13 protein-coding genes are annotated in these 12261 nt (G+C 63.7%); 5 read left to right on the top strand and 8 right to left on the bottom strand.

All coding sequences use genetic code 11. The features are described 5' to 3' along the window. Positions 1-33: 33 nt before the first annotated feature. From mrdA to ACQKPZ_RS16690, 5 genes are read right to left on the bottom strand one after another with little or no spacing between them, the layout of a single operon-like run. The gene (gene mrdA / locus ACQKPZ_RS16710) at positions 34-1923 is read right to left on the bottom strand and encodes a penicillin-binding protein 2 (RefSeq protein WP_427540113.1); all 1890 of its coding nucleotides are present in this window, start codon (positions 1921-1923) and stop codon (positions 34-36) included. Positions 1924-1939: 16 nt separating this feature from the next. After that, on the bottom strand, positions 1940-2407 hold the full coding sequence (gene rlmH / locus ACQKPZ_RS16705; RefSeq protein ID WP_003249722.1) for a 23S rRNA (pseudouridine(1915)-N(3))-methyltransferase RlmH: 468 nt from the start codon (positions 2405-2407) through the stop codon (positions 1940-1942). Positions 2408-2417: 10 nt separating this feature from the next. Further along, positions 2418-2837, bottom strand: coding sequence for a ribosome silencing factor (gene rsfS / locus ACQKPZ_RS16700; RefSeq protein ID WP_198752385.1), 420 nt, complete (start codon positions 2835-2837; stop codon positions 2418-2420). Between the two features lie 43 nt (positions 2838-2880). Then, positions 2881-3540, bottom strand: coding sequence for a nicotinate-nucleotide adenylyltransferase (gene nadD / locus ACQKPZ_RS16695; RefSeq protein ID WP_427540110.1), 660 nt, complete (start codon positions 3538-3540; stop codon positions 2881-2883). A 1-nt stretch (position 3541) separates the two neighbouring features. Beyond that, complete coding sequence (locus ACQKPZ_RS16690) at positions 3542-4813, bottom strand: glutamate-5-semialdehyde dehydrogenase (RefSeq protein ID WP_427540107.1); 1272 nt, start codon at positions 4811-4813, stop codon at positions 3542-3544. 330 nt (positions 4814-5143) lie between these two features. Here ACQKPZ_RS16690 and ACQKPZ_RS16685 point away from each other — a divergent pair, with 330 nt between their 5' ends. Beyond that, a complete protein-coding gene (locus ACQKPZ_RS16685; protein ID WP_427540104.1) occupies positions 5144-5812 on the top strand; it encodes a DNA-3-methyladenine glycosylase in 669 nt (222 codons plus the stop codon). A 2-nt stretch (positions 5813-5814) separates the two neighbouring features. Then, on the top strand, positions 5815-7131 hold the full coding sequence (locus ACQKPZ_RS16680) for a bifunctional DedA family/phosphatase PAP2 family protein (RefSeq protein WP_427540101.1): 1317 nt from the start codon (positions 5815-5817) through the stop codon (positions 7129-7131). 128 nt (positions 7132-7259) lie between these two features. Here the strand turns inward: ACQKPZ_RS16680 and ACQKPZ_RS16675 are convergent, their stop codons facing one another. The 3 genes from ACQKPZ_RS16675 to ACQKPZ_RS16665 are packed head-to-tail and all read right to left on the bottom strand — an operon-like array spanning position 7260 to position 8935. Next, the gene (locus ACQKPZ_RS16675) at positions 7260-7850 is read right to left on the bottom strand and encodes an LON peptidase substrate-binding domain-containing protein (protein WP_391129296.1); all 591 of its coding nucleotides are present in this window, start codon (positions 7848-7850) and stop codon (positions 7260-7262) included. A gap of 9 nt (positions 7851-7859) precedes the next feature. Beyond that, positions 7860-8576, bottom strand: coding sequence for an LrgB family protein (locus tag ACQKPZ_RS16670; RefSeq protein WP_427540098.1), 717 nt, complete (start codon positions 8574-8576; stop codon positions 7860-7862). Next, positions 8573-8935 (bottom strand): CidA/LrgA family protein, encoded by a 363-nt coding sequence (locus tag ACQKPZ_RS16665; RefSeq protein WP_391129301.1) that lies wholly within the window; start codon positions 8933-8935, stop codon positions 8573-8575. The genes ACQKPZ_RS16670 and ACQKPZ_RS16665 overlap by 4 nt, the downstream gene beginning before the upstream one ends. 143 nt (positions 8936-9078) lie before the next feature. Between ACQKPZ_RS16665 and ACQKPZ_RS16660 the strand changes: the two genes are divergently transcribed. The 3 genes from ACQKPZ_RS16660 to ACQKPZ_RS16650 all read left to right on the top strand — a co-directional run bounded on the left by ACQKPZ_RS16660 (position 9079) and on the right by ACQKPZ_RS16650 (position 12025). Next, the gene (locus ACQKPZ_RS16660) at positions 9079-9534 is read left to right on the top strand and encodes a MaoC family dehydratase (RefSeq protein ID WP_427540095.1); all 456 of its coding nucleotides are present in this window, start codon (positions 9079-9081) and stop codon (positions 9532-9534) included. 211 nt (positions 9535-9745) lie between these two features. After that, a complete protein-coding gene (gene prmA, locus ACQKPZ_RS16655) occupies positions 9746-10624 on the top strand; it encodes a 50S ribosomal protein L11 methyltransferase (protein WP_391129305.1) in 879 nt (292 codons plus the stop codon). A gap of 42 nt (positions 10625-10666) precedes the next feature. After that, on the top strand, positions 10667-12025 hold the full coding sequence (locus ACQKPZ_RS16650) for a DUF3426 domain-containing protein (RefSeq protein WP_427540092.1): 1359 nt from the start codon (positions 10667-10669) through the stop codon (positions 12023-12025). Positions 12026-12261: the final 236 nt, after the last annotated feature.

The following is a 12261-nucleotide window of genomic DNA, read 5'->3' as shown; positions in this document are numbered from 1 at the left end:
CCTCGCTGGAGAGCATGCGATCGAAATTGTTCATCACAGGGCCGATTCCTGGGTAACGGTGGCAGGCACGAACTCGGATTTGAGCCGGCCGTTTTCGTCGAGCAGCCAGGCGTCCATGATCTGGCGGACCACGGGGGCGGCGACACCGGAGCCGGACTCACCGTTCTCGACCATCACCGAAACCACGATCTTCGGGTCGTCGGCCGGGGCAAAGGCGACGAACAGCGCGTGGTCGCGGTGGCGCTCCTGAAGTTTGTTGCGGTCGTACTTCTCGCCCTGCTTGATCGCCACCACCTGGGCGGTACCGCTCTTGCCGGCAATACGGTACTGGGCACCGGCAGCGGCCTTGCGTGCGGTACCGCGGGCGCCGTGCATCACCTGCTCCATGCCATGGGTGACCTTGGCCCAGTCGGACTTGTCACGCAGTACGATGTTTTCCATGGGGTTTTCGTCCACCGGCGGCTGGCCTTCGATGGTCTTGGCCAGGTGCGGGCGGTTCCACACGCCCTTGTTGGCGATCAACGCAGTGGCCTGGGCCAGTTGTAGCGGCGTTGCCTGCATGTAGCCCTGGCCGATACCCAGAATCAGGGTTTCACCGGGGAACCAGGCCTGGCGGCGAGTGGCACGCTTCCATTCTCGCGACGGCATCAACCCGGCAGATTCCTCGAACATGTCGAGGGAAACCCGTTGGCCGATGCCGAACTTGTTCATGTAGCTGGACAGCCGATCAATACCCATCTTGTGCGCAAGGTCGTAGAAATAGGTGTCGTTGGACCGCATGATCGCGGTATCCAGGTCTACCCAGCCATCGCCGGTGCGGTTCCAGTTACGGTATTTGTGGTCGTAGTTGGGCAGCTGGTAGTAGCCAGGGTCGAATACCCGGCTGCCGGCATTGACCACGCCACTGTCCAGGCCGGCGATGGCTACCGCGGGCTTGATGGTCGAGCCAGGTGGGTACAGGCCACGCAGCACGCGGTTGAACAGTGGCCGGTCGATCGAATCACGCAGTTCGGCGTAAGCCTTGAAGCTGATGCCGGTAACGAACAGGTTGGGATCGAAGCTTGGCTGGCTGACCATTGCCAGAACCTCGCCGGTACGCGGGTCGAGTGCCACCACCGCGCCACGCCGGCCACCCAGGGCGGCCTCGGCGGCTTCCTGCAGCTTGATGTCCAGGCTCAGCACAATGTCCTTGCCCGGCTTCGGGTCGGTGCGTTTGAGCACCCGCAGCACACGCCCCCGGGCGTTGGTCTCGACTTCCTCGTAGCCGACCTGGCCATGCAGGGCGTCTTCGTAGAAGCGCTCGATACCCGTCTTGCCTATGTGGTGGGTGCCGCTGTAGTTCACCGGGTCGAGCGTTTTCAGCTCTTTCTCGTTGATGCGCCCCACATAGCCCACCGAATGGGCGAAATGCGCCCCCTGCGGGTAATGCCGCACCAGCTGGGCCACCACCTCTACACCTGGCAGGCGGAACTGGTTTACCGCCACCCGGGCGATCTGCTCTTCGTTGAGCTCGAACAGGATCGGCACCGGTTCGAATGGCCGGCGCCCCTGGCGCATGCGCTTCTCGAACAGGGCGCGGTCCTCTGGCGTCAGCTCCAGCACTTCGACGATGGTGTCCAGCACTTCCTGCCAGTTACCCGCACGTTCACGGGTCATCGACAGGCTGAAGCTGGGCCGGTTGTCGGCCACGATCACACCGTTGCGGTCGAAGATCAGCCCGCGCGTCGGCGGAATCGGCTGCACATGCACCCGGTTGTTCTCCGACAGCGTCGAGTGATAGTCGTACTGGATGATCTGCAGGTAGTACAGCCGCGCAATCAGCACGCAAATAAGCAGCATGATCGCCACTGCGCCGACCACGACGCGGTTGCGCACCAGGCGGGCGTCTTTCTCGTGGTCCTTGAGACGGATCGGCTGCGACATCGGACTGCTTACAGGCTCATTTGTGGTAAGGGTGCCCGGACAACACGGTCCAGGCGCGGTAGATCTGCTCGCCGATGAGTATCCTTACCAACGGGTGCGGCAAGGTCAGCGGCGACAGCGACCAGCGTTGCTCGGCGCGCGCACAAACCTCAGGCGCCAGGCCTTCCGGGCCGCCCACCATCAAATTCACCGTGCGCGCATCCAGGCGCCAGCGGTCCAGCTCGGTCGCCAGTTGCTCGGTACTCCAGGGCTTGCCATGGACCTCGAGGGTGACAATGCGTTCCCCTGGCTGAACCTTGCTTAGCATGGCCTCGCCCTCCTGACGAATCAGGCGGGCGACGTCGGCATTCTTGCCACGGGTGTTCAGCGGGATTTCCACCAGCTCCAGCGACAGCTCGGCGGGCAGGCGCTTGGCATATTCATGCCAGCCTTCCTCCACCCACTTCGGCATGCGCGAGCCGACCGCGATCAGGCGCAAACGCACGGCGCTTTCCTTATTCGCGGTCTTTGAGCTTGTCGGAGTACTCGTGGGCGTGGTCCGGGCTGTGGTGCTTGCCATCGGCGGCACGGCTTTGCTCGGCACCCTGCCACAGGCGCTCCAGGTCGTAGAACTGGCGGGCAGCGGCGGTCATCATGTGGACGATGACGTCGTTCAGGTCCAGCAGCACCCAATCGCTGTCGCCCTTGCCTTCTTCACCCAGTGGCTGGGCGCCCTTGCTCTTCACCGCTTCGCGGACCTTTTCCAGCATCGCGTTGATCTGGCGGTTGGAGGTACCGGTGGCAATGATCATGTAGTCGGTCAGGCTGTGCTTCTCGCGCACGTCGATGACCTGGATGTCCTGGGCCTTGACGTCTTCCAGCGCTGCCTTGGTCAGGGCGACCAGTTCTTCGCCGTAAATTTTCTGCTTGGTCATATAAAACTCGTTCAACTCGTTGGATGAGGCGCCAAAGGCACCGTCAGTTAGGCGCACGATACAGTTCGTGCGCCTCGATGTAGGCCAGTACGGCGTCCGGCACCAGGAACCTCACCGATTTGCCGCTGGCCAGCAGCTGTCGGATCTGTGTAGCCGACACCGCAAGCGGCGTCTGCCAGACGAACGAAATATTTCCCGCCGGGCCGGACATGGCGGCGGGATCGCTCTCCGAGCGCGCAGCCAGCAGGTTGCGCAGCTCGTCAGGGGGTTCTACGTCGGCATCCGGGCGTTGCAGCACCAGGATGTGACAGTGTTGCAGCAGTTCTTCCCAGCGGTGCCAGGTAGGCAGACCACAGAAGGCATCCCAGCCCAGCACCAGGAACAGCTGGTCGTTGCCGGCCAGCTCGGCGCGGATCGATTCCAGCGTGTCGATGGTGTACGACGGCTTGTCACGTTCCAGTTCGCGGGCATCGACGCTCAGGCAGGCAACACCCTGCACCGCTTCGCGAACCATGGCCAGGCGATGCTCGGCGGCTACCTGCGGGGTGTCGCGATGCGGCGGCCGGGCGTTGGGCAACAGGCGCAGCTCATCCAGCCCCATGAATTCGGCCACTTCCAGCGCGCTGCGCAGGTGGCCGATGTGCACGGGGTCGAAAGTGCCGCCAAGAATGCCGATACGCCGGACTGCCTGGGCCTTGCTCAACTCAGCAGGACCCCTGGCCGCGCAGCTGGCCGTCGCCGATCACTACGTACTTTTCGCAGGTCAGGCCCTCCAGGCCTACCGGGCCGCGGGCATGCAGCTTGTCGGTGGAAATACCGATTTCCGCACCCAGCCCGTACTCGAAACCGTCGGCGAAGCAGGTCGGGGTGTTGAGCATGACCGACGCCGAGTCGACTTCAGCCATGAACTGGCGGGCTTCACCCTGGTGTTCGCTGATGATCGAGTCGGTGTGATGCGAACCGTAGTGGTTGATGTGCTCGATGGCCTGGTCGAGGCCATCGACGACGCGGATCGACAGGATCGCGTCCAGGTATTCGGTGTGCCAGTCGTCTTCAGTGGCCGGCTTGGCGTCGATGATCGCCCGGGTGCGCTCGCAGCCTCGCAGCTCCACGCCTTTTTCCTGGAAGCGACGGGCCACTTCCGGCAAGAAGCGGTCGGCCACCTGCTGGTCGACCAGCAGTGTTTCCATGGCGCCACAGATGCCGTAGCGGTAGGTCTTGGCGTTGAAAGCCACGTTCCAGGCCTTGTCCATGTCGGCATGCTGGCTGACATAGACATGGCAGATGCCGTCCAGGTGCTTGATCACCGGCACGCGGGCATCGCGGCTGATGCGTTCGATCAGCCCACGGCCGCCTCGCGGCACAATGACGTCGACAAATTGCGGCATGCTGATCAGAGCGCCCACGGCTTCGCGATCGGTGGTTTCGACCACTTGCACCACGGCTGCCGGCAGGCCGGCAGCGGCCAGGCCACGCTGGATGCAGGTGGCGATGGCGCGGTTGGAGTGGATGGCCTCGGAGCCGCCACGCAGGATGGTCGCGTTGCCCGACTTCAGGCACAGGCTGGCGGCATCGATGGTCACGTTCGGGCGCGACTCGTAGATGATCCCGATCACCCCCAGCGGCGCGCGCATCTTGCCTACCTGAATGCCCGATGGGCGGTAGCTCATGTCGCGGATGGCACCGACCGGGTCCGGCAGGCTGGCCACCTGACGCAGGCCGGTGATCATGCCATCGATGCGTGCAGGGGTCAGCGCCAGGCGGTCGAGCAGCGCAGGCTCCAGCCCGTTGGCGCGGCCGGCGGCCAGGTCCAGCTCGTTGGCAGCCGTGAGCTCGGCACGGGCAGCGTCCAGCGCGTCGGCAGCGGCTTGCAGGGCGCGGTTCTTCTGCGCGGTGCTGGCACGGCCGATCACCCGGGAAGCCTCACGGGCAGCGCGACCCAAGCGGGTCATGTAGTCAAGAACGGACTCAGTCATGGGTTCGGTGTCTTGGCGAAGGGGAAATCGGCTGATTATAACTGCCGCGCAGGTGTACGCCCAGCGGCGGGTGGCGGATGGTAGAAAATGGTCAGGGACAATATGCAGGAAAGATGTAACTGCACTTATCGAAAATTCCTCTACCTGCTCTGGCCCTTTCGCGGGTAAACCCGCTCCCACAGGGATTCCACAAGGCCCCAGACCTCCACGACACCTGTGGGAGCGGGTTCACCCGCGAAGAGGCCCGCACCACCAACATCGCATTCGATTCAGCCTCGATTAAGCCATTCATTGCTATCATCACCCGCCTCCCAGCCACGAACCGCCCGCATGCCAGCCCTGCCCGACAGCTTTTTCGACCGCGATGCCCAGACCTTGGCCAAGGCCCTGCTCGGCAAGGTCATCCGCCATCGCCACGGCGACCTGTGGCTGGCTGCGCGCATCATCGAAACCGAGGCCTACTACCTCACCGACAAAGGCAGCCACGCCTCGCTCGGCTACACCGAGAAGCGCAAGGCGCTGTTCCTCGACGGCGGGCATATCTACATGTACTACGCCCGCGGCGGCGACTCGCTGAACTTCAGCGCCCACGGGCCGGGCAACGCGGTGCTGATCAAGTCCGCCTATCCTTGGCAGGATGCCCTTTCTGGGCCCAACAGCCTGGCGCAGATGCAACTGAACAACCCCGACGCCAGCGGCAAACTGCGCCCGGATGAGCGCCTGTGCGCCGGCCAGACCCTGCTGTGCCGCGCCCTGGGCCTGAAAGTGCCGCACTGGGACGCCCAACGCTTCGACGCCGAGCGGCTGTACGTGGAGGATTGCGGCAACAGCGTGCCGCGCGTGATCCAGGCCGCCCGCCTGGGCATTCCGCACGGGCGCGACGAGCACCTGCCCTACCGCTTTGTAGACGCCGAGTACGCCCGGTTCTGCACGCGGAACCCGTTACGTCGTGGCCAAGTCGAAGGCCGTGATTTCTTCATTCTCGAACAAGGAAGCTGAACATGGGCCAATGGCTCGACGGCCTGACCGGCTGGCTCAGCGCCAACCCGCAGTGGCTTGGCGTGGCAATTTTCCTCATCGCCTGCATCGAGTGCCTGGCCATCGCCGGCATCATCGTGCCGGGCACCGTGCTGCTATTCGCGGTCGCGGTACTGGCCGGCAGTGGCGCCTTCACCCTGGGCGAAACCTTGCTGCTGGGCTTTCTTGGCGGCCTGCTGGGCGATGCGTTGTCGTACACGGTGGGCAAGTACTTCCACCAGAACATCCGACGCCTGCCGCTAATACGCCACCACCCAGAGTGGATCAGCAGCGCCGAGACCTACTTCCAGCGCTACGGCATTGCCAGCCTGCTGGTAGGCCGCTTCATCGGCCCGCTGCGGCCGATGCTGCCCATGGTCGCCGGCATGTTCGACATGCCCCTGCCGCGCTTCATCGCCGTCAGCCTGGTGGCAGGTGCTGGCTGGTCGGTAGCCTACCTGCTGCCAGGCTGGGCCACCGGGGCGGCCATGCGCCTGCCGCTACCGGAAGGCTTCTGGCTGGATGCCGGCATCATCGCCGGCACATTGGCAGTCATCATCGGGCTGAGCCTGAACACCAGTATTCGCGATCAGCGCCACGGCACCCGGTTGGTCGCGGGCTTGAGTTTTCTGGCATTGGCCGGGATTTTCCTGGGCTGGCCCTACTTGCACGAGTTCGACCAGGGCGTGATGACGCTGGTACAGGAACACCGCAGCCAAGCCATTGATGGCACCGTGGTGCTGGTCACTCGCCTGGGCGACTTCAAGACCCAGTTCTTTCTCGGTGGCTTGCTGACGGGCTTGCTGCTACTTGCCCGGCAATGGCGCCATGCCCTGTTCGCCGGTGGCGCACTGATAGGTACAGCGCTGGCGAACGGCAGCCTCAAATGGCTGTTTGCCCGCGCCAGGCCTGAAGTACTGACTGACCCGCTGACCAGCTACAGCATGCCCAGCGGGCACAGCTCGGCGTCGTTTGCGTTCTTTCTGGTATTGGCGGTGCTGGCGGGGCGTGGCCAGCCGCCACGCATGCGCCTGACCTGGGTGATGCTGGGCTGTATTCCGGCACTGGCGATTGCGCTATCGCGGGTGTACCTGGGGGCACACTGGCCGACCGACATCCTCGCCGGGGCCCTGCTGGCATGCTGCGTGTGTGCGCTTAGCCTGACGCTGGTGCAACACCGGCAGACGTTGCCGGCATTGCCGCAGCGGGTGTGGTGGCTGGTGTTGCCAGCGTGTACCGCGCTGCTGGCGTTCTTTGCCATGCATGCGCTGCCACAGGCCTTGCTCAGATACCAATATTGATGTTGCCAGTGCGGGCCCCTTCGCGGGCTTGCCCGCTCCCACAGGTACTGCACCAGCCTTGCAGCGCGTGACATACCTGTGGGAGCGGGCAAGCCCGCGAAGAGGCCGGCACTGGCACTAGAGAACAATCAAGCGAACAACTCGCCCTGAATCCGCTCCAGCAGCTTCTGGATCTCGCCCAGCCGCTGCTGCGGCGAGTCAAGGGTCAGCAGGTCCAGCTTGTCTTCTTCCATGAACGGCAACAGGTAAGCCAGCTGGTTGGCCAGCGCCTGGCGCCCGTCCACCGGGCGCGGCATGTCCAGCGCCTCGACCATGGGGTGTTCGCCCAAGGCCACCAGCAACGCCAACAAGTCATCGTCTGCCTCAAGCAACGGGCTGTCCGCCTGCTCCGGCAACCATTGCACCTGCCCCACCAGCAACTGGTCCTTCTGCACCTCGGTGCTGTCCAGGTTGAAGCGCCGCACACCTTCGACGCGAATGCCCAGCAAGCCATTATCCTGCTGCACGAAGTCGCGAATCACCGCTTCACAGCCGATCGAGGCGACCATCGGTGGCGCCTTGCCAACCTGCTCGCCCTCCAGGATGCAGACCACGCCAAAACCTGCGCCCTGCTTCATGCAGCGCCCGATCATGTCCAGATAACGCGCCTCGAAAATCTGCAAATCGAGAAAGCAGCCCGGGAACAGCACGGTATTGAGCGGAAACAGCGGTAGTGTCATCACAACTCCTCAAGCCACCAGGCTGACCGCCAACGGCAGGAACACTGCCGTGGCTACCCCCATCAAGCTCATCGCCAGCGCGGCAAAAGCGCCGCATTCATCACTTTCCTGCAGGGCAACCGAAGTGCCCACCGCATGCGCTGTAACCCCCAGCGACATGCCGCGCGCCTCGGGGCTGTGCACGCCAAAGCGGCTCAGCAGCGCCGGGCCGAAGATCGCGCCAATCACCCCGGTGATCAGTACGAACACTGCCGCCAGGGCCGCCACACCGCCAATCTGCTCTGCCACCAGCATGGCGATTGGCGAGGTCACCGACTTGGGTGCCATGGTCATCAGGATCATGTGTTCTGCACCGAACCACCAGCCTAGCAACAGGCAGCAGAGCGTGGCGAACAGGCCTCCGATTACCAGCGTAGTAAATGTGGGCCAGAATAGCTGCCGGATACGCCGCAGGTTGAGATAGAGCGGTACGGCCAGGGCTACGGTGGCCGGGCCCAGCAGAATGTTCATGATCTCGGTGCTCTTGCGGTACTCGCTGTAGTCGATACCACACAGCAGCAACACGCCGATCACCAGCAACATCGACACCAGTACCGGCTGCAAGAAGATCCAGCGGGTTTTCTCGTAGGCTGCCAGCACCACTTGATAAGCCCCCAGCGTAATGCCGATGCCGAACAAGGGATGATGCACCACCGCGTCCACCGCGCCTTGCCAGTCGAGCATCATGGCTGCTCCTCGCGCTTGCCCTGGCGGTGGATGAGTTTCTGCATCAGCACACCGACAAACACCAGCGTCAGCAAGCAGGAAATCAGCAAGGCACCGACGATTGCCCAGAAATCGGCGGCGATGTCCTTGGCGTACACCATTACCCCCACCGCCGGCGGCACCAGCAATAGCGGCAGATAGCGCAGCAGGCTGCTGGCGGCTTCATTGAGCGGCTTGCCGACTTCACCGCGGGCCATGAGGAAGCACAACAGCAGCACCAGGCCGATGATCGGCCCCGGCAGAAACGGCACCAACAAGTGATTGATCGCCGTCCCCAGCAGCTGGAACAGCACCAGCCAGGTCAAACCACGCAACAGCATAAGCATCTCCCTCGGGCATGGCCGCCATTATAAGCACGCACGGCTATAGATCGATATTCGCCGAAAAGCGGACAACTTGACTGAAACGGTTCGCCGTGCTGATCTAGCACTTTCGTACCAACTGACAACCTGGAGAGTCAGCGATGCCCTATGTACCGGTTACAGAGCTTTCGCAATACGTTGGTAAGGAACTGGGCCACTCTGCCTGGCTGAAGATCGATCAGCAGCGCATCAACCTGTTCGCCGAGGCGACGGGCGATTTCCAGTTCATTCATGTCGACCCTGAAAAAGCCGCGAAAACCCCGTTTGGCGGCACGATTGCGCATGGCTTCCTGACATTGTCACTGATCCCCAAGCTGATCGAGGACATCCTGGTCCTGCCGCAAGGGCTGAAGATGGTGGTGAACTATGGGCTGGACAGCGTGCGGTTCATCCAGCCGGTCAAGGTCGACAGCCAGGTGCGATTGAAGGTGGACCTGGCCGAGGTGACGGAGAAAAAGCCGGGGCAGTGGCTGCTCAAGGCAATTGCCACGCTGGAAATCGAGGATGAAGATAAGCCTGCTTATATAGCCGAGTCGCTTTCGCTCTGTTTTGTCTAATGGATTTTTGGGGGCGCTGCGCGCCCCGATCGCGACACAAGGCCGCTCCTACAAGGGAATGCGATCTCCTGTAGGAGCGGCCTTGTGTCGCGATCGGGCTGCGCAGCGGCCCCCTTCCCAAGCCGATCCACAAATCCCCCGCACTCGCGTAAACTGCCAGCCTTCGCGCAGCCTAGGGCTGCCCTCTGTCGATTTACCAAAGGTGCCCGCCATGCCCTGGCTGCAAGTACGCCTGGCCATCAGCCCGGAACAAGCCGAAACCTACGAAGATGCCCTGCTCGAAGTAGGTGCCGTCTCGGTCACGTTCATGGACGCCGAAGATCAGCCGATCTTCGAACCAGACCTCAACACCACCCCGTTGTGGTCGCACACCCATCTGCTGGCCCTGTTCGAGGCCGATGCCGAACCTGAGCAGGTGTTCTCCCACCTGCGCCTGCTGACCGGCGCCGAGTTGCCCGAGCACCAGGCCGAAGTGATCGAGGACCAGGACTGGGAACGCAGCTGGATGGACAACTTCCAGCCGATGCGTTTCGGCCAGCGCCTGTGGATTGTGCCGAGTTGGCATGACGCCCCGGAAAAGGACGCCGTCAACCTGCTGCTCGACCCAGGCCTGGCCTTCGGCACTGGCACCCACCCCACCACCGCGTTGTGCCTGGAGTGGCTCGACGGCCAGCAAATGGAAGGCACCCAGGTGCTGGACTTCGGCTGCGGCTCGGGCATCCTGGCCATCGCTGCGCTGTTGCTGGGCGCACGTGAAGCGGTGGGTACCGACATCGACGTGCAGGCCATCGAGGCTTCGCGTGACAACGCTCAGCGCAACGGCATCGCCGACGAGAAACTGGCGCTGTACCTGCCCGAGCACATGCCGGCCATGCAGGCCGATGTGCTGGTCGCCAACATCCTGGCCGGCCCACTGGTCTCGCTGGCGCCGCAGTTGTCCGGCCTGGTCCGCCCAGGTGGCCTGCTGGCGCTGTCGGGCATCCTTGCCGAGCAGGGCGAGGAAGTGGCAGCTGCCTACGCCGCCGACTTCGAGCTGGACCCGATCGTCGTTCGCGATGGCTGGGTGCGCATCAGTGGTCGCCGCCGCTAAGCGGGCCTAGAATATTTCTCTGCACAGCTCCCGGATCGCCGCATGACCGACAGTTTCGTCACCCAGTGCCCGCATTGCCAGACCAGCTTTCGCGTCACCCACCACCAGTTGAGCGTGGCCCGCGGCGTGGTGCGCTGCGGCCATTGCCTGCAGGTGTTCAATGCCGCCAGGCAACTGCTGGAACAAAGCCGTGCCAGCGCACCTGAGGTGCCGGTACCGGCGCCTGTGCCAGCGGCACCTGCCGAGCCACTAGTCGAGCCGTCGATCACGCCCGAACCTGCCAGCCGCGAGCGCAGCATCACGCCTGACGAGGACTGGGCCCTGACGGCCCAGGCGCTGGACGCACTGGACCTCGACCAGGAACTGGCGCGCCTGGAGCAGCGCGGCCAGCCGGCACCGGCACGCCCCGCCAACCAGGATGACGGGTTGCAGGCGCGCCGTGACGAGCTGCACCCGGACGAGCATGCGGACGACTTGTTCGGCAACGCCACCGACGAGCCCTTCGAGCCGCAAACGCCAGCAGAGCCTGCCCCGGTACTGCTGGAACCGCAGCCCCTGGAGCTGGACCTGGAGCCTGAGCCCGGCGAGCGCACCGAGCCGACCTTGGGCAGCAGCCTTGACCTGGACATCGATGACGAGCCGCCCGTACGCCACGCCGCCGTAATCGATGACCAGCCCGCATTCAACGAGCCATTGCGTGCCGGCGATGACGAAATCCCGGAACAAGGCCTGAGCGCCCACGACGATGAGCCGTTGGCATTGCACCTGTCGGCGCGCGATGACGACGCTATCGAGCCCTTGCCCGGTGAGCGCCTGGAACCGGGCCTTGCCGGCAAGCCCGAGCGCCCGGCGCGCAAGGAGCCGCTGGTCGACGTGGTCGACGACCCGCTGCAACTGGGCTGGGAAAAACCCGCACCCAACTGGGGCAAGCGCCTGCTATGGGGTTTTCTGACCCTGCTGGCCGCTGGCCTGCTGCTGTTCCAGTATGTGTGGTTCCATTTTGACGAAATGGCCCGCCAGGACCAGTACCGGCCAATCTTCCAGCAACTCTGCCCGTTGGTCGGCTGCGAGGTGCCAACCCGCGTTGATATTGCACGAATCAAGAGCAGTAACCTGGTGGTGCGCAGCCACCCGGACTTCAAAGGCGCCCTGATCGTCGATGCGATCATCTACAACCGTGCACCGTTCGCCCAGCCCTTCCCGCTGCTGGAGCTACGCTTTGCCGACCTCAATGGCCAACTGATTGCCAGCCGGCGCTTCAAGCCCAGCGAGTACCTGTCCGGCGAGTTGGCCGGGCGTGGCGACATGCCAAGCCAGACGCCGATCCATATCGCCCTGGACATCCTCGACCCGGGGCCGAAGGCCGTGAACTACAGCCTGAGCTTCCGTTCGCCGGAATAGTCAGCACAACCCTGTGGGAGCGGGCATGCCCGCGAACACGGGCAAAGCCCGTGCCATCCACTGCGGCGCCTGCTTCGCGGGCACGCCCGCTCCCACAGGGTCCGCGCGATGCCCGGATCTTTGCTCATACCAAAAGTCATAAGCCGACAACTGTTCAGATTTTATCCAAATCCATCTTTATCCGGTCACCGAGAGCGGGTATCATGCCAACCCTTTTTCGAACTCCAAGATTCGGC

It is taken from the genome of Pseudomonas sp. NPDC089547, from assembly GCF_050280665.1.
Taxonomy (GTDB): Bacteria; Pseudomonadota; Gammaproteobacteria; order Pseudomonadales; family Pseudomonadaceae; genus Aquipseudomonas.
The sequence above is the reverse complement of the archived record's forward strand: the minus strand, read 5'-3'. Positions and strand labels throughout refer to the sequence as shown.